Genomic DNA, 16,658 nt, shown 5'->3' on the forward strand with positions numbered 1-16,658 from the left:
TTCCGCGGACCCGACGTGCGCCACCTGGTGTTCGCGTACGGTGGCGGTCATGTCCGACGCACACCTGTCCGCACGCTCGATCGCCGACGACCAGCCACCGTCCGACGGCTCGACGCCGATCGACCTGACCACGGAACCGATCCGGCTGACCCACCCCGGCGTGGACGACGACGAGGCTCGTCCGCCCCGCTCCCGTCGCTGGAAGATCGCCATGGGTGCCGGGCTCGCCGTCGGCCTGGCCGGTGCCGCCGTCTTCGGGACGTTCGGCTGGCGGGTGGCCGAGCAGAAGGACACCACCCTGACCGTACGCCCCGAGGTGGCCGGTCTGCGCGAGGACGACAGCGAACGGGCCCGCAGCACCGCCGACTACCTGCGCAGCGGCTTCGCCGCCAGCATCGAGCTGGACCGCAGCTTCGGTGCGGTCTACCAGGACCCCGCGGACGACAAGAAGTCCGTCCTGGTCTTCGGCGGTACGACCCTGCTCTGGCAGCCCGAACGGGAGTTGGACACCCTCTTCGGGACGATGACCGACGAGACCGGTGCGGTGGAGGGGCTGCGCGACGTACCGGCAGGTCCGCTCGGTGGGGTGATGAAGTGCGGTACCACCAGCGGTGAGGGCGGCGACTTCGCGGTCTGCGGTTGGGCGGACCACGGCAGCGTGGTGATGGGCATGTTCCCCGGCCGCCCGGTGGACACCGCCGCCGGTCTCTTCCGGGACATCCGCGAGGGAATCCAGACCCGTTCCTGACCGGACCCGTTCCTGACGGACGTCACTGCTGGCCGAACCGGGTTCGGCCAGCGGGGTGGTGCACGCCGATGTTCGGCGAAGTCCACCCCACACAACCTGTGACGGACCGCCCGGTGCTGGTGGTGGACGACCTCGTCGTCGATCACGTCGACCGCAGCACCGGCGGGGTCAGCGGGCTGTCCCAGAAACGCAACGAGGGTCACCCCGTGACAGGGTGACCCTCGTTGGAACGATTGTCCGGCGGTGTCCTACTCTCCCACACCCTCCCGGGTGCAGTACCATCGGCGCTGGAGGGCTTAGCTTCCGGGTTCGGAATGTGACCGGGCGTTTCCCCTCCGCCATGACCGCCGTAACTCTATCGACTTATCAAACACCCACACAACTCGAGGTCGGGATGTTCGTTTGTCGTGAATCGCACAGTGGACGCGAGCAGAATCTTTGTAGTCAAGTCCTCGGCCTATTAGTACCGGTCAACTGAACCCGTTACCGGGCTTACATTTCCGGCCTATCAACCCAGTCGTCTAGCTGGGGGCCTTACCCCTCCAAAGAGGGTGGGATACCTCATCTTGAAGCGAGCTTCCCGCTTAGATGCTTTCAGCGGTTATCCCTTCCGAACGTAGCTAACCAGCCGTGCCCCTGGCGGGACAACTGGCACACCAGAGGTTCGTCCGTCCCGGTCCTCTCGTACTAGGGACAGCCCTTCTCAAGTATCCTACGCGCACGGCGGATAGGGACCGAACTGTCTCACGACGTTCTAAACCCAGCTCGCGTACCGCTTTAATGGGCGAACAGCCCAACCCTTGGGACCTGCTACAGCCCCAGGATGCGACGAGCCGACATCGAGGTGCCAAACCATCCCGTCGATATGGACTCTTGGGGAAGATCAGCCTGTTATCCCCGGGGTACCTTTTATCCGTTGAGCGACACCGCTTCCACACGCAAGTGCCGGATCACTAGTCCCGACTTTCGTCCCTGCTCGACCTGTCAGTCTCACAGTCAAGCTCCCTTGTGTACTTGCACTCAACACCTGATTGCCAACCAGGCTGAGGGAACCTTTGGGCGCCTCCGTTACCTTTTAGGAGGCAACCGCCCCAGTTAAACTACCCACCAGACACTGTCCCTGAACCGGATAACGGTCCGAAGTTAGATACCCAAATCAACCAGAGTGGTATTTCAAGATTGCCTCCACCCATACTGGCGTATGAGCTTCACCGGCTCCCACCTATCCTACACAAGCTAATTCGGATACCAATGTCAAGCTATAGTAAAGGTCCCGGGGTCTTTCCGTCCTGCCGCGCGTAACGAGCATCTTTACTCGTACTGCAATTTCGCCGGGCCTGTGGTTGAGACAGTGGGGAAGTCGTTACGCCATTCGTGCAGGTCGGAACTTACCCGACAAGGAATTTCGCTACCTTAGGATGGTTATAGTTACCACCGCCGTTTACTGGCGCTTAAGTTCTCCGCTTCGCCCCGAAGAGCTAACAGGTCCCCTTAACGTTCCAGCACCGGGCAGGCGTCAGTCCATATACATCGAATTACTTCTTCGCATGGACCTGTGTTTTTAGTAAACAGTCGCTTCCCCCTGCTCTCTGCGGCCATACAACGCTCCACCCGCGCGGGGCTTCACGTCTCCGGCCCCCCTTCTCCCTAAGTTACGGGGGCAATTTGCCGAGTTCCTTAACCACAGTTCGCCCGATCGCCTCGGTATTCTCTACCTGACCACCTGTGTCGGTTTGGGGTACGGGCCGCTAAGAACTCGCTAGAGGCTTTTCTCGGCAGCATAGGATCACTGACTTCACCTGAATCGGCTCGGCATCACGTCTCAGCCCCATGTGTTGCGGATTTGCCTACAACACGGCCTACACGCTTACCCCGGCACAACCACCGGCCGGGCTCAGCTACCTTCCTGCGTCACCCCATCGCTTGACTACTACCCGCCAGGTTCCCACGCTCCCCCAGCTCGGTCCGAAGACCTCCCCAGGCTCGGGTGGTTAGCACAACGAGGTTCATCAGGGACGCTCTTTCGCGGGTACGGGAATATCAACCCGTTGTCCATCGACTACGCCTCTCGGCCTCGCCTTAGGTCCCGACTCACCCAGGGCGGATTAGCCTGGCCCTGGAACCCTTGGTCATCCGGCGGAAGGGTTTCTCACCCTTCTTTCGCTACTCATGCCTGCATTCTCACTCGTGCCGCGTCCACAACTGGGTCACCCCGCTGCTTCACCCCCGGCACGACGCTCCCCTACCCATCCACACACCTGCACGCACCATCAAGGGCACGCGAAGTAAAGTATGAATGCCACAGCTTCGGCGGTGTGCTTGAGCCCCGCTACATTGTCGGCGCGGAACCACTTGACCAGTGAGCTATTACGCACTCTTTAAAGGGTGGCTGCTTCTAAGCCAACCTCCTGGTTGTCTATGCGACCCCACATCCTTTTCCACTTAGCACACGCTTAGGGGCCTTAGCTGGTGATCTGGGCTGTTTCCCTCTCGACTACGAAGCTTATCCCCCGCAGTCTCACTGCCGCGCTCTCACTTACCGGCATTCGGAGTTTGGCTGATTTCGGTAAGCTTGTGGGCCCCCTAGACCATCCAGTGCTCTACCTCCGGCAAGAAACACGCGACGCTGCACCTAAATGCATTTCGGGGAGAACCAGCTATCACGGAGTTTGATTGGCCTTTCACCCCTAACCACAGGTCATCCCCCAACTTTTCAACGTTGGTGGGTTCGGCCCTCCACGCGGTCTTACCCGCGCTTCAGCCTGCCCATGGCTAGATCACTCCGCTTCGGGTCTAGAGCATGCGACTACAGCGCCCTATTCAGACTCGCTTTCGCTACGGCTCCCCCACACGGGTTAACCTCGCCACATGCCACTAACTCGCAGGCTCATTCTTCAAAAGGCACGCCGTCACCCCGCAAGGCTCCGACGGATTGTAGGCGAACGGTTTCAGGTACTATTTCACTCCCCTCCCGGGGTACTTTTCACCATTCCCTCACGGTACTCGTCCGCTATCGGTCACCAGGAAGTATTTAGGCTTACCAGGTGGTCCTGGCAGATTCACGGCAGATTTCAGGAGTCCGCCGCTACTCGGGAACACCCACAGAAGGTCAGCAACTTTCACCTACCGGACTATCACCGTCTACGGTCAGCCATTCCAGACTGTTCGACTAGCCACTAACTTTGTAACTCCTCAAACGAGTGTCAGCTCGTTTCGCAGGGTCCCACAACCCCGACCACGCAACCCCTGACAGGTATCACACGCAACCGGTTTAGCCTCAATCCGCTTTCGCTCGCCACTACTCACGGAATCACTATTTGTTTTCTCTTCCTACGGGTACTGAGATGTTTCACTTCCCCGCGTTCCCCCCATACACCCTATGTGTTCAGGTGCAGGTGACATCACATGACTGATGCCAGGTTTCCCCATTCGGACACCCTGGGATCACAGCTTGGTTGACAGCTCCCCCAGGCCTATCGCGGCCTCCCACGTCCTTCATCGGCTCCTGGTGCCAAGGCATCCACCGTTCGCCCTTGACAACTTGACCACAAAGATGCTCGCGTCCACTGTGCAATTCTCAACAAACGACCAACCCACAACCCACACCGTGCGACACCAGCCCGAACACCGTTCAGCGGTATGCCACACCAGGCCGTGCCTGGCAGCTTCTCAGCCATGAAGAACCAACCCATCACAGGTTGTTCCTTCAGGACCCAACAGGGTGCTTATCATTCCCACCAAGCCGCACCATCAACCCGTTCCCTACCAACCGAAGCTGGTCGTACTAGAATCTCAGGCCGTTGCCCAACAGAAACTCACCAGTGTCTCCGCCATATGAGCACCCCGACCTGACATTCGCAGATCGCGGGCTCCATACCAGCTTTCGCTGGATGGTGCTCCTTAGAAAGGAGGTGATCCAGCCGCACCTTCCGGTACGGCTACCTTGTTACGACTTCGTCCCAATCGCCAGCCCCACCTTCGACGGCTCCCTCCACAAGGGTTGGGCCACCGGCTTCGGGTGTTGCCGACTTTCGTGACGTGACGGGCGGTGTGTACAAGGCCCGGGAACGTATTCACCGCAGCGTTGCTGATCTGCGATTACTAGCGACTCCGACTTCACGGGGTCGAGTTGCAGACCCCGATCCGAACTGAGACCGGCTTTTTGGGATTCGCTCCACCTCACGGTATCGCAGCCCATTGTACCGGCCATTGTAGCATGCGTGAAGCCCTGGACATAAGGGGCATGATGACTTGACGTCATCCCCACCTTCCTCCGAGTTGACCCCGGCAGTCTTCGATGAGTCCCCGCCATAACGCGCTGGCAACATCGAACGAGGGTTGCGCTCGTTGCGGGACTTAACCCAACATCTCACGACACGAGCTGACGACAGCCATGCACCACCTGTGACCGCCCCCGAAGGACCTGCCATCTCTGACAGTTTTGCGGCCATGTCAAACCCAGGTAAGGTTCTTCGCGTTGCATCGAATTAATCCGCATGCTCCGCCGCTTGTGCGGGCCCCCGTCAATTCCTTTGAGTTTTAGCCTTGCGGCCGTACTCCCCAGGCGGGGCGCTTAATGCGTTAGCTGCGGCACAGGGAACCGGAGAGGCCCCCCACACCTAGCGCCCAACGTTTACAGCGTGGACTACCAGGGTATCTAATCCTGTTCGCTCCCCACGCTTTCGCTCCTCAGCGTCAGTATCGGCCCAGAGACCCGCCTTCGCCACCGGTGTTCCTCCTGATATCTGCGCATTTCACCGCTACACCAGGAATTCCAGTCTCCCCTACCGAACTCTAGCCTGCCCGTATCGACTGCAGGCCCGCAGTTGAGCTGCGGGTTTTCACAGTCGACGCGACAAGCCGCCTACGAGCTCTTTACGCCCAATAAATCCGGACAACGCTCGCACCCTACGTCTTACCGCGGCTGCTGGCACGTAGTTGGCCGGTGCTTCTTCTGCAGGTACCGTCACTTACGCTTCGTCCCTGCTGAAAGAGGTTTACAACCCGAAGGCCGTCATCCCTCACGCGGCGTCGCTGCATCAGGCTTCCGCCCATTGTGCAATATTCCCCACTGCTGCCTCCCGTAGGAGTCTGGGCCGTGTCTCAGTCCCAGTGTGGCCGGTCGCCCTCTCAGGCCGGCTACCCGTCGTCGCCTTGGTAGGCCATCACCCCACCAACAAGCTGATAGGCCGCGAGCCCATCCCAAGCCGAAGAACTTTCCACCAACAGTCATGCGACCGAAGGTCATATTCGGTATTAGCCCCGGTTTCCCGGGGTTATCCCAAAGCCTGGGGCAGGTTGCTCACGTGTTACTCACCCGTTCGCCGCTCGAGTACCCCGAAGGGCCTTTCCGCTCGACTTGCATGTGTTAAGCACGCCGCCAGCGTTCGTCCTGAGCCAGGATCAAACTCTCCAACAAAAACTTTTGTTGAACAATCGTCCCGGCAACATAATGTTGCCAAAGGAATCTCCCCACCAACAACCACAACCACAGTCATGGCAGCCGGCGCGGGGTATCAAACTACTTGGCACTGGCTTATCAAGCACCCTGTTGAGTTCTCAAAGAACAACCACACACCATCCGAGACCCCCCACCAGGAGGACCCCATCCGGGGCAACCGCTCTAACCTACCTGACTCGACCCTCGGCGGCAAGTCTCTCTTTCGAGATCATTTCCGCTTGTTCGGTCAGACCCACGCTCACGCACACCGCTGAGCGGTGGTCGTTTCTTCCGTGGGGTTCCAGCAGACCGGCCGATCGCCGCTTCGCGGCTCTCCGCCCGGCTCCTGCCGGCTTCGGTACTCTACCCGGTCGGCTTCGCGATCGCAACCCCAACTTTCGGGGAACTTCGCACCGCCCGATCCAGCTCCGGTCAGCGTCGCGGCCTCCCGGTCCTGGTGCCCGCTTCGACCGGTTTGCCCCGGTGTTCCGCGTGCAGAGAGAAAGTTACGCGTCTGGCCGCGGAGACGCAAATCAACGTTCATCGCTACGTGCTCTGTCGTCGGGACAGACCCGACGATCAGGGCACAGACCTTCCTGCGTACCGACAGAAGGCGGTCGCGCGTGCCACAGTGTCTGACATGGCTGACCTACCACGGTCCCCGGCGACAGTGCTCGCCGAAGACGCGCTCACCGGCCTGCTGCTGCCGTTCTGGCAGCTGGTCATCGCGGTCTTCGTGCTCTTCGCGCTGGTGGCCTCGGTACGGCGGCTGGCCCGCCGGGGTCCATCCCGGATGACCACCGCGTTGCTGGTGACCGCCGCGGCGATCGCCGGCCTCACCGTGATCGGCGTGCTGCTCCAGTGAGCCACCGACGCCCGGACCGGGCGCGGATCGTCAGAGGCGACGGTTCGCCAGGCTCGGCAGCTCGGCCCGGATCGTCCGGAGCCGGTCCAGGTCCAGATCGGCGACGGTGAGGCCGGTGCCGTCCGGCACCTGGGTGAGGACCGTCCCCCACGGGTCGACCACCATGCTGCGGCCGAAGCAGGTACGCCCCGGCTCGTGGTCACCGGTCTGACCGGCGGCCGCCACGAAGCACTGGTTCTCGATGGCCCTGGCCCGCAGCAGGACCTCCCAGTGGTCCCGGCCGGTGTGCATCATGAAGGCGGCCGGCACCACCAGCAGCTCGGCTCCCCCGTCGGTGGCGAGTTGCCGGTACAGCTCGGGGAAACGCAGGTCGTAGCAGATGGACAGACCGACCCGGAGCCCCTCGACGGACACCACCACCGGCTCGTCGCCGGGGGCCACCGTGGCCGACTCCAGGTACGAGACTCGGCCGGGGATCTCCACGTCGTACAGGTGGATCTTGCGGTAGCTGGCGGCGAGCGAGCCGGAACGGTCGAACACCAGCGTGGTGTTGTAGGTGTGTTCCGGGTCGGGCCCGCGCTCGTGGAACGACCCGGCGATCACCCACATGCCCAGCCGGCCGGCGATCTCGGCGAAGAAGCTGCCGAACTCCCCGTCGACCGGCTCCGCCGCGGGCAGCCCGGCGGCGGGGCCGAGGTAGTCGACGTACTCGGGCAGCAGCGCGAGGTCGGCGCCGGCCTCGGCGGCCCGGACGAGGAGCCGCTCCGCGCCCGCGAGGTTCGCGGTTCGGTCCTCGCGGGCGTTCAGCTGGCACACGGCGACGCGCATGGGCACCACCCTACGGCCGGAGACCGGGTACGTGCTGCCCCGGTGTGGACGGGGCGACGGACGGCGGCACCGACGCGCTCAGGCCGACTTCTCCTCGCGGTCCCGGCGGGCCCGCCGCCCGGTGAACTCCCGGGGCACGATGGTCGGGTTGACGTTCTCCAGGACGACCTCACGGGTGATCAGCACCCGGGCGGCGTCCGGGTTGCTGGGCACCTCGTACATCACGGAGAGGAGGACCTCCTCCATGATGGCGCGCAGGCCACGGGCCCCGGTGCCGCGCAGCATGGCCTGGTCGGCGATGGCCTCCAGGGCGGGCTGCTCGAACTCCAGCTCGACGCCGTCGAGCTCGAAGAGGCGTTGGTACTGCCGGACCAGGGCGTTGCGCGGCTCGGTGAGGATCTGGACCAGGGCGTGCCGGTCCAGGCTGCGCACGTTCGTGATCACGGGTAGCCGGCCGATGAACTCGGGGATCAGCCCGAACTTCAACATGTCCTCCGGCATGACCTGGCCGAAGATGTCGTCGGTCGACCGTTCGGAGACCGCGCGGAGGCGGGCGCCGAAGCCGGTGCCGCCCTGACCCGTACGGGACTCGATGATCTGGTCGAGGCCGGCGAAGGCACCACCGCAGATGAACAGCACGTTGGTGGTGTCGATCTGGATGAACTCCTGGTGCGGGTGCTTCCGGCCGCCCTGCGGCGGGACGTTGGCGACCGTGCCCTCGAGGATCTTGAGCAGGGCCTGCTGGACGCCCTCGCCGGAGACGTCCCGGGTGATCGACGGGTTCTCGGACTTGCGGGCGATCTTGTCGACCTCGTCGATGTAGATGATGCCCGTCTCGGCCCGCTTGATGTCGTAGTCCGCGGCCTGGATCAGCTTGAGCAGGATGTTCTCGACGTCCTCACCGACGTAGCCGGCCTCGGTCAGCGCGGTGGCGTCGGCGATCGCGAACGGGACGTTGAGCATCCGGGCGAGGGTCTGGGCGAGGTGGGTCTTGCCGCAGCCGGTCGGCCCGATCAGCAGGATGTTGGACTTGGCCAGCTCGACGGCGTCACTGCCGGAGCCCGGCGCGCCGGCCGCCTCGGCCTGGATCCGCTTGTAGTGGTTGTAGACCGCGACCGCGAGGGCCTTCTTGGCCTGGTCCTGCCCGACGACGTAGTTGTCGAGGAACTGGCAGATCTCCATCGGCTTGGGAAGCTCTTCCCACTTCACCTCGCCGGACTCGGCCAGCTCCTCCTCGATGATCTCGTTACAGAGATCGATGCACTCGTCGCAGATGTAGACCCCGGGGCCCGCGATGAGCTTCTTGACCTGTTTCTGCGACTTGCCACAGAAGGAGCACTTCAGTAGGTCGCCGCCGTCACCGATCCGTGCCACCTACGTTCTCCCTGCACTCGTCGGCCGGTACGCCGGCCCTGGGTTGAGGACGTTGATCCCCGTGTCCTGCTCTGTACCCCGCCGATCCGACCAGCGAACGGTACGGATCGACGTTACCCGGTGAAGGGGGTTTCTCCGACCCCCAAAACGGGTGTGTCAGAGGCCGGCCGGGTACGGACCCGGGCCGGCCTCCGACCCGAACGTGTCAGCTGGCGGCGTTGGCGGCCAGCAGGCCCTTCTTGCGGCTGGTCAGGATGGTGTCGACCACGCCGTACTCGCGGGCCTCCTCCGCCGTCAGAATCTTGTCACGGTCGATGTCCTTGCGGACCTTCTCGACCGGCTGGTTGCAGTGCTTGGAGTACATCTCCTCCAGCTGCGTCCGCATCCGCAGGATCTCCCGGGCCTGGATCTCGATGTCCGAGCCCTGCCCGTAGCCGCCCTCGGTGGCCGGCTGGTGCATGATGATCCGCGAGTTCGGCAGCGCCATCCGCTTGCCCGGCGTACCGGCCGCGAGCAGCACCGACGCGGCGCTGGCCGCCTGCCCCAGGCAGACCGTCTGGATGTCCGGCCGGACGTACTGCATGGTGTCGTAGATCGCCGTCATGGCGGTGAACGAACCACCGGGCGAGTTGATGTACATGATGATGTCGCGGTCCGGGTCGGTGCCCTCGAGCGTCAGCAGCTGCGCCATCACGTCGTTGGCCGACGCGTCGTCCACCTGGACGCCGAGGAAGATGATCCGGTCCTCGAAGAGCTTGTTGTACGGGTTGGACTCCTTCACCCCGTACGAGGTGCGCTCCACGAACGACGGAAGGACGTAGCGGTTGTGCACCGGCGCGAACCGCGGCGGCAGGCTCAGATCGGTCATCGTCAGCTCCTCGCTCAGCTCAGGGTCCCGGCGCCTTCCGGAACCTGGGTGGCTCCGGTGATCACCTTGTCGATGAAGCCGTAGTCCATCGCCTCCTTGGCGGTGAACCAGCGGTCGCGGTCCGAGTCCGCCTCGATCTGGTCCTGGGGCTGGCCGGTGTGGAACGCGACCCGCTCCTGGAACATCCGCTTGGTGTAGAGCATCTGCTCGGCCTGGATGGCGATGTCGGACGCCGTGCCGCCCATGCCACCGGACGGCTGGTGCATCATGATCCGCGCGTGCGGGAGGGCGTACCGCTTGCCCTTGGTGCCGGCGCAGAGCAGGAGCTGGCCCATCGAGGCGGCCATGCCCATCGCCACGGTCGACACGTCGTTGTCGATGTACTGCATCGTGTCGTAGATCGCCATACCGGCGTAGACCGAGCCACCCGGCGAGTTGATCCAGAGGAAGATGTCGCGGTCCGGGTCCTCCGCCGCGAGCAGCAGGAGCTGCGCGCAGATGCGGTTGGCCACCTGGTCGTTCACCTCGCTGCCCAGGAAGATGATGCGCTCCTTGAGCAACCGGTTGTAGACCGAGTCGTCGAGGTTGCCAATTGAGTCGCCACCGCGGGCTTCGATCGCCCGGAGCGGCTTCGCTGGGATGTGCATGTCGGTCATGGCAGCCCTTCGCTCTCCGTACCGTCTCACCCGACACTAACCGCTGCGCCGAGTGACAGAGTCCCGGTCGGGGTGCTTTTCGCTCTCAGCGCAGCCACCCGGATCCGTACCCGAAAAAGGGTTTCGGCCGCCGAGCGCCGCACGAGCGGCGGCCGGCGGCCGACCCCGCGATCAGTGCTCGTGGTCGTGGTCGTGCGTCTCGTCGGCCTCGGCCTTGAGGGCGTCCAGGGTGACCGGGTTGCCGGCCGCGTCCTTGATCGTGATGCGCTCCATCACCGAGGCCAGCGCCTTGCCGCGCCGGACGTCACCGAAGACGGCACCCGCCGCGCCGGAGCGGACGAGCTGGTCGTAGTACTGCTGCGGCGGCATGCCGGCCCGCTGCGCCCGGTGCACGATCTCGTGGCCGAACTCGTCGTCGGAGACCTGGACGTCCTCGGCGTCGGCGAGGGTGTCCAGCAGGAGCTGGATCTTGACGCCGTCGGTGGCCGCCGTGGTCAGCTCCTCGTCGATCTGCTCCTCGGTCTTCTCCTCGGCCGCGAGGTACTCCTCCAGCGAGGCGCCGATCCGCTCGAGCTGGTCGATCATGGCCTGCTTGCGGCTCTCGACCTCCTCGCGGACGACCCCCTCCGGCGCGGGCACCTCGGCCGCGGCGACGAGCTGCTCGAGAGCCTTGTCCCGGGCCGCGTAGATCTGCTCGACCCGCTTGCCCTTGGTGATCCGCTCCCGGACGTCGGCGCGCAGCTCCTCGAGCGTGTCGAACTCGCTCGCCAGCTGGGCGAACTCGTCGTCCAGCTCGGGCAGCTCCTTCTCCTTGACCGTGCGGACGGTCACCGTCACCTCGGCGTCCTTGCCGGCGAAGTCGCCGCCGACGAGCTGGGTGGTGAACGTCGCGCTCTCGCCGGCGGCGAGGCCGACGACGGCCTCGTCCAGACCGGGCAGGAGCTGCTGGCTGCCGACCTCGTGGGAGAGGTTGGTGGCCGAGCCGCCGGGCACGTCCTCGCCGTCGACGGTGGCGTTCAGGTCGATCTGCACGAAGTCGCCGTCCTGGGCGGCCCGCTCGACGGTCTTGAGGGTGGCGAACCGCTCGCGGAGGCTCTTGACCTGCTCGTCGATCTCCGTGTCGTCGATCTGGAGCTCGTCGACGGTCACCTCGATGCTGGCCGGGTCCGGCAGGGTGATCTCCGGCCGGACGTCGACCTCGGCGGTGAAGTTGAGGCTGTCACCGTCGTTGAACTCGGTGATCTCCACCTCGGGCCGACCGAGGGTCTTCAGGTCGTGCTCCCGGACCGCGGCCAGGATGTTCTGCGGGATGGCCTCCTGCACCGCCTCGTTGAGGACGGCGCCCCGACCGACCCGCTGGTCGATCACGGCGGCCGGAACCTTGCCCCGACGGAAGCCGGGAACCTGGACCTGCTGGCCGATCTCCCGGTACGCCTTCTTGAGGCTCGGCTCGAGCTCGACGAACGGCACCTCGATGGCGAGCCGCACGCGCGTCGGGCTCAGAGTCTCGACGGTGCTCTTCACAGGCGTACTCCTTGAACGGATCTCGGTTTTGAGTCTGGGCGTGCTTCAGCCCATCGAGTGTAGGCGAGCCGGCCGGGAACTCCGGAAGCCGCCTGGGCACCGCACCGACGGCACCCCGGCGGCCCGGCCGCGGACGACAGTCGGGGTGGCGGGATTTGAACCCACGGCCCCTCGCTCCCAAAGCGAGTGCGCTACCAAGCTGCGCCACACCCCGTGGCGGAAGAAGTGTATGCCGTCGGCGCGCGGCGGGGGCGTCCGGGCGGGGTCACCGGACGACAGATTCCGACAAAGCAGGTTCGACCGGACTCCGCCGGCCCCTTCCGGCCCGCGCCCCCGCCGGGCCGTCATCACCCGCGTACGCCCCGACGCCGCCCCGCCCAGCGGACGAGTTCCGGATCGACGGCATCCTGCCGTCCCGGTCCGCCGGACGCGGCCCCGCCCGTCCGACCCGGCGGACCTCGCCGACCCGCCACCCGCCGCGCAGCGGTATGTGGCTGCGCGGCGGGTGACGGCACGCGGTAGGCTGTCCGCGCATCCCGGGAAGCCGGGGCGCACGCGGGCGTAGCTCAATGGCAGAGCTTCAGTCTTCCAAACTGACGGTGCGGGTTCGATTCCCGTCGCCCGCTCCACACCTTCCGGCCCAGGTCAGCGGCTGGTGTATGAGCGCCGCCCGCCTCTCGCGTTCGGCCTGCTGGGTCTCCGGCCGGCATCGGCCGACGCGGCGGGTAGGCATCGTGGGTGTACGACTACACCGTGGACGTTGCGGTGCTCAGGCAGGCGCTGGACGACGTTTTCGACCAGGCGTTGGTGTACCACGGGTTCACCGACTGCATGCGTGACTACGAGGTCGTCGTGCACGCCACAGCGGATCCTTCCACCGGAATCCGGCCTGCCTACCTTCGGTACCTGTTCCGGTACTGCGTAGAGGCAAGCTGCCGAACGACGGTAGCGCCGCCCACCTGGCGCGAGTCCCTGGACGACCGCCTCATCGACTATGAGACCGGCGTCGACCTGGACGGCTACGTATGGGGCGTGAAGTGGCACTGCCTCTATCCGGGCGCGCAGGTGGTGGACGAATCGCCTTCGGCGCGCAGTTGGGCCGAAGCGGTCGGGATCGAGTTCCACGAGGTGCGGATCGAGACCAACGCGCACGCCCTCACCCTGATCTTCTCCGATCTGCAGGTCAGCGAACTGCCGCCCGGATACAGCCCGTTCGTGGCCGGAGAGGACGTCTAGCCGACATCGATTCCCGTCGCCCGCTCCACACCTTCCGGCCCAGGTCATCGGCACGATCGCCGCGCCTGGGCCGTTCTCGTGCTGCCGGACGCGACGACGTTGCCCCGGGCCGCCCAGCCCCGCGCGACCACACCGCCGGCTTGTGGATCATCGGGATTGCTGTCGCCGGGCTGAGCGGAGTCGGTGCGCCCTTGAGTCGTGCTCGCGCGCTTGCCCGCTCGCAGCGATCAGGGGCGCTTGCGAGGTCGCACCACGTCTCGCCACAGCATGTCCGTCATCGCCTGCCGACGAGCCGTGTCACGGGGCGTCAGCCCGCCGAACACCAAGGCGACCGGCTGGCAGCGAAAGGCCCACGCGAGCAACCAGTACGCCCGGGTACGACGCAGCGGCACAGCTTCCTCAGGGGTGGTGGTCCGTTCCAACTCACCGCTGTGTCAGCTCGTCAGTGATCTCGACCAACGTCGAAGCGACGGCCGCAGGGTCCCACAGCATGTGCAGATGACGACCGTCCAGGATCCGAACCGGCCATCCCCGGGCCGTCGCCTCCCGAAGCTCATCGGCATACGTTCCCCCGAAGGCTACGTAGCCGGCCGGGTTCGTTGCCCAACCGGCAGGGACCTCCACCTCCGCGGTGAGGTAGTCCCAGGGCACCCGGCGCTGATCAGCCTCGACTCGCCGCCGGGTCTGCGGGTCGGGGAACAGGGCGGCGAGATCCTCTTCCGGCCACCACTCGCACCACAGCGGCAGCAGGCCATCGGCACCGACCCGATCCCGGAGCTTCGCGATCAACCCCGCTGGTGCGACCGGTCTGCGTCCGTTCTCCGGCGGCAGCACGGCATCAAGGAACACGGTCGCCCGCACCGGGCGCGACGCGACGAGCGCCGGTACGTACAGGCCAGCGTTGCTGTGCGGCACCAGGATCAGCTCGCCGAGCCCGGGTACGGAGTTCTCCAGCGCGCGTAGCACCTCTTCAGGGGAGAACAGCGGGTCCTGCGGGAGCGAAGGAACGACGACGTCGTACCCGCGCGCCGTGAGTACGGAGGCGACCGGGTCCCACGCCGCAGGACCGAGAAACGGGCTCGACAGCAGTACGAAGGTTCGCTCCATCGCCCACCTCTACCACACGACGCGACACCCGTTGCTCACCGCATCGGCGTACCGCCGGTCTCCCGTCGCCCCACCAGCCGCCCCTCCGTTCCGGCGGGTCATGTGGCAGGCTGCCCGGCGTGACGTCACCCGACGAAGGAGCGTTCGTCAACGTCAGCCGAGGGCCGGAAGAAGGCCCGTACGCGTGTCCGTGCTGCGGTTACCTGACGTTGGGCGAACGCGGCGGCTACGAGATCTGTGACGTCTGCTTCTGGGAGGACGACGGGCAGGACGACCACGATGCCGCACGCGTACGGGGTGGACCGAACCGGAACCTGAGCCTGCTCGACGCCCGCCGCAACTTCGCCCGGTGCGGGGCGAGCGACCCGAAGGACCTCAGGCACGTCCGACCACCCCGACCTGACGAACACCCCTGACGAACCACGACCGGACCTTCTGACCTGCCGTCGTCCCGATACGGGCGCGGTCGCCGGCGTCGGCACCACCGCCACACCCACCGCCGCATCGGGATCACCGCAGGCCCGCCGGACCGACCCGACACCACCGGCTGAACCGCGCAACGTCGAGCATGGTCGCCGCCGACCGGCCGCCTTGGATCTCGCCGGCCACCACGGGGGCCGGCCCTGTCCTAGATCTGCTCGACGGCTTGGGCGGCGATGGCGAGCAGGCCGGGGTTTGCGGAGCGGGTAGCCGTGTCACACAGGGTGTCGACGAACTTGATCGCGTGGGCGTCCCCGGTGTCCGTTGCACGGCGCATGACCTCGTCGAGGCTCAGGTCGGTGCCGGCGGGCGGCGCGGGGCGTGCCTGCGCCGGGGCGTAGGCGGCGGTGACCGCGGCTGTTGCCGCCCAGGCCGCGGCGAGGCTCGGTGTCCAGAGCGCTGGCGGTAGGGCAGGCAGGGCACGCAGGACCGCGTTCGGCGCGGTGGCGGCGTGCACGAGCATGACCGGGCTGGCGTACCCGTGGGTTCCGTGCCGGACCACCGCGGCGTCGACGATGCCGGCGAGCCGGGTCGGCACGTCGCCCGTGCCGGGGCCGGGCACCGCGCCGGCTGCTGGTGGCCACCCGGGCAGGTCGGCCAGTTGAGCGAGGCGGGCCCGGATGCCGGACCGCTGGTCGGGTACGCGGGGCACCGCGTCCAGCGCGGACCGGGCGTCGGCTGCCGGGTAGGGCCCGGTGCCAGGTGGCGCGAGAGGCTGCCAGCGGGCGGCCCAGTACGCCAGGCCCTGACCGAGTTCGGCGACCCGCGGCCCGGTCTCCTCGTCGAGCAGCGCGCGTACTGCGTGGCCGACCCGGATGACTCCGTGGGTCGCGCCGGCGGCTATGCCGGGCAGCAGGCGGGGCCACCAGCGGGCGAGCACGTCCCGCCAGGGTCCTCCGGCCAGTTCGCGGTCGAAGTGGTTCAGCCAGTCGCCGGTACGGACCGGGTCGCCGAGCGGGTCGCGCCATTCGTCAGCCGGGATGGGCCGAATGCCACGTGGTCGCTCCTCCAGCTTGTCCGCGTAGGCATCGATCCATCGATGAACGACCGCCCCATGGCCGCGGTGCACCAGGGCCTCTGCTGCCATCGGGGCGTGGTTGGACAGCCAACCGTCTCGTTCCGGGCCGGTGTGCCGCACCCGTTCGTAGGCCTCGTCGAGGACGGAACTCGTCATGGGTCCGAGCCTTCTAGCTGAAGTCCGGTTGAAGTCAAGGGCTAACGGCCGTGGGTGTTCAGCGGCTGCCGCTGGCGCACCTGGGCGTCACGGACGGTCGGGTCGCGGCCTGCGCAGCGGGCGGACCGGTTCAGGCCGTCATGGCCGAGGTTCGCGGACAGCGGCTTCGATGCGCAGCCCTACCCCTGTCACGACGAGGAGGCCCGCCAGGATGTGCGGCTCGGTCGTCCCGGTGTCCGTCCCCAGCGTGATGGCCGAGACGAGGAGGCCGGCGAGCAGGGCGATGTTCCCGAGCATGCGGACGCCGGACGCCCACCGCGAGACAGGGTTCACCCCTGCATACGGTACTGGTGCGATG

13 protein-coding genes, 2 tRNA genes and 3 rRNA genes are annotated in these 16,658 nt (G+C 65.9%); 6 read left to right on the top strand and 12 right to left on the bottom strand.

Features of this window, described 5'->3' with window-relative positions; translation table 11 throughout:
- Window positions 1-49: 49 nt before the first annotated feature.
- Both PVK37_RS31270 and PVK37_RS31275 read left to right on the top strand, forming a co-directional pair.
- On the top strand, window positions 50-748 hold the full coding sequence (locus tag PVK37_RS31270; RefSeq protein WP_275031474.1) for a hypothetical protein: 699 nt from the start codon (window positions 50-52) through the stop codon (window positions 746-748).
- 68 nt (window positions 749-816) lie between these two features.
- Entirely contained in the window at window positions 817-966 is a 150-nt protein-coding gene (locus tag PVK37_RS31275; protein ID WP_275031476.1) for a hypothetical protein, read from the top strand.
- A gap of 17 nt (window positions 967-983) precedes the next feature.
- Here PVK37_RS31275 and rrf read toward each other — a convergent pair.
- From rrf to PVK37_RS31290, 3 genes are all read right to left on the bottom strand, one after another.
- Window positions 984-1,100: ribosomal RNA gene (rrf, locus tag PVK37_RS31280) — 5S ribosomal RNA — on the bottom strand.
- Window positions 1,101-1,188: 88 nt separating this feature from the next.
- Window positions 1,189-4,295, bottom strand: a 23S ribosomal RNA gene (locus tag PVK37_RS31285).
- Between the two features lie 357 nt (window positions 4,296-4,652).
- A 16S ribosomal RNA gene (locus PVK37_RS31290) occupies window positions 4,653-6,167 on the bottom strand.
- Together the 16S, 23S and 5S rRNA genes form the textbook arrangement of a ribosomal RNA operon.
- Window positions 6,168-6,828: 661 nt before the next feature.
- Between PVK37_RS31290 and PVK37_RS31295 the strand changes: the two genes are divergently transcribed.
- A complete protein-coding gene (locus PVK37_RS31295) occupies window positions 6,829-7,053 on the top strand; it encodes a hypothetical protein (protein WP_275031477.1) in 225 nt (74 codons plus the stop codon).
- 30 nt (window positions 7,054-7,083) lie between these two features.
- Here PVK37_RS31295 and PVK37_RS31300 read toward each other — a convergent pair whose 3' ends face one another.
- From PVK37_RS31300 to PVK37_RS31325, 6 genes are all read right to left on the bottom strand, one after another.
- Entirely contained in the window at window positions 7,084-7,881 is a 798-nt protein-coding gene (locus PVK37_RS31300; protein WP_275031479.1) for a carbon-nitrogen hydrolase family protein, read from the bottom strand.
- A 78-nt stretch (window positions 7,882-7,959) separates the two neighbouring features.
- Window positions 7,960-9,255, bottom strand: coding sequence for an ATP-dependent Clp protease ATP-binding subunit ClpX (gene clpX / locus PVK37_RS31305; RefSeq protein ID WP_275031481.1), 1,296 nt, complete (start codon window positions 9,253-9,255; stop codon window positions 7,960-7,962).
- Between the two features lie 205 nt (window positions 9,256-9,460).
- Window positions 9,461-10,123, bottom strand: coding sequence for an ATP-dependent Clp protease proteolytic subunit (locus PVK37_RS31310; protein WP_275031483.1), 663 nt, complete (start codon window positions 10,121-10,123; stop codon window positions 9,461-9,463).
- A gap of 14 nt (window positions 10,124-10,137) precedes the next feature.
- A complete protein-coding gene (locus tag PVK37_RS31315) occupies window positions 10,138-10,779 on the bottom strand; it encodes an ATP-dependent Clp protease proteolytic subunit (RefSeq protein ID WP_275031485.1) in 642 nt (213 codons plus the stop codon).
- A gap of 171 nt (window positions 10,780-10,950) precedes the next feature.
- Window positions 10,951-12,303 carry a trigger factor gene (gene tig / locus PVK37_RS31320; RefSeq protein WP_275031487.1) on the bottom strand — a complete coding sequence of 451 codons (1,353 nt, stop codon included), beginning with the start codon at window positions 12,301-12,303 and terminating at the stop codon, window positions 10,951-10,953.
- Between the two features lie 140 nt (window positions 12,304-12,443).
- Window positions 12,444-12,517 (bottom strand) — tRNA-Pro (locus PVK37_RS31325).
- A gap of 341 nt (window positions 12,518-12,858) precedes the next feature.
- Between PVK37_RS31325 and PVK37_RS31330 the strand changes: the two genes are divergently transcribed.
- Window positions 12,859-12,932, top strand: a tRNA-Gly gene (locus tag PVK37_RS31330).
- Between the two features lie 109 nt (window positions 12,933-13,041).
- Window positions 13,042-13,539: a YxiG-like protein gene (locus tag PVK37_RS31335; protein WP_275031489.1), complete on the top strand. Its 498-nt coding sequence runs from the start codon at window positions 13,042-13,044 to the stop codon at window positions 13,537-13,539.
- 423 nt (window positions 13,540-13,962) lie between these two features.
- Here PVK37_RS31335 and PVK37_RS31340 read toward each other — a convergent pair whose 3' ends face one another.
- Window positions 13,963-14,646: an alpha/beta hydrolase family protein gene (locus tag PVK37_RS31340; protein WP_275031490.1), complete on the bottom strand. Its 684-nt coding sequence runs from the start codon at window positions 14,644-14,646 to the stop codon at window positions 13,963-13,965.
- Window positions 14,647-14,765: 119 nt separating this feature from the next.
- Between PVK37_RS31340 and PVK37_RS31345 the strand changes: the two genes are divergently transcribed.
- On the top strand, window positions 14,766-15,062 hold the full coding sequence (locus PVK37_RS31345) for a CPCC family cysteine-rich protein (protein ID WP_275031492.1): 297 nt from the start codon (window positions 14,766-14,768) through the stop codon (window positions 15,060-15,062).
- Between the two features lie 212 nt (window positions 15,063-15,274).
- Here the strand turns inward: PVK37_RS31345 and PVK37_RS31350 are convergent, their stop codons facing one another.
- Entirely contained in the window at window positions 15,275-16,300 is a 1,026-nt protein-coding gene (locus tag PVK37_RS31350) for a questin oxidase family protein (protein WP_275031494.1), read from the bottom strand.
- A 138-nt stretch (window positions 16,301-16,438) separates the two neighbouring features.
- Entirely contained in the window at window positions 16,439-16,633 is a 195-nt protein-coding gene (locus PVK37_RS31355; RefSeq protein WP_275031496.1) for a hypothetical protein, read from the bottom strand.
- Between the last annotated feature and the right edge of the window lie 25 nt (window positions 16,634-16,658).

The sequence above is a fragment of the Micromonospora cathayae genome, from assembly GCF_028993575.1.
GTDB classification, from domain to species: domain Bacteria; phylum Actinomycetota; class Actinomycetes; order Mycobacteriales; family Micromonosporaceae; genus Micromonospora; species Micromonospora cathayae.

What these genes read in the sequence shown, in the direction of transcription:
- PVK37_RS31270 (WP_275031474.1), top strand. Translation starts at nt 50, where the DNA reads ATGTCCGACGCACACCTGTCCGCACGCTCGATCGCCGACGACCAGCCA.
- PVK37_RS31275 (WP_275031476.1), top strand. Translation starts at nt 817, where the DNA reads ATGTTCGGCGAAGTCCACCCCACACAACCTGTGACGGACCGCCCGGTG.
- PVK37_RS31295 (WP_275031477.1), top strand. Translation starts at nt 6,829, where the DNA reads ATGGCTGACCTACCACGGTCCCCGGCGACAGTGCTCGCCGAAGACGCG.
- PVK37_RS31300 (WP_275031479.1), bottom strand. Translation starts at nt 7,881, where the DNA reads ATGCGCGTCGCCGTGTGCCAGCTGAACGCCCGCGAGGACCGAACCGCG.
- PVK37_RS31310 (WP_275031483.1), bottom strand. Translation starts at nt 10,123, where the DNA reads ATGACCGATCTGAGCCTGCCGCCGCGGTTCGCGCCGGTGCACAACCGC.
- PVK37_RS31315 (WP_275031485.1), bottom strand. Translation starts at nt 10,779, where the DNA reads ATGACCGACATGCACATCCCAGCGAAGCCGCTCCGGGCGATCGAAGCC.
- PVK37_RS31340 (WP_275031490.1), bottom strand. Translation starts at nt 14,646, where the DNA reads ATGGAGCGAACCTTCGTACTGCTGTCGAGCCCGTTTCTCGGTCCTGCG.
- PVK37_RS31350 (WP_275031494.1), bottom strand. Translation starts at nt 16,300, where the DNA reads ATGACGAGTTCCGTCCTCGACGAGGCCTACGAACGGGTGCGGCACACC.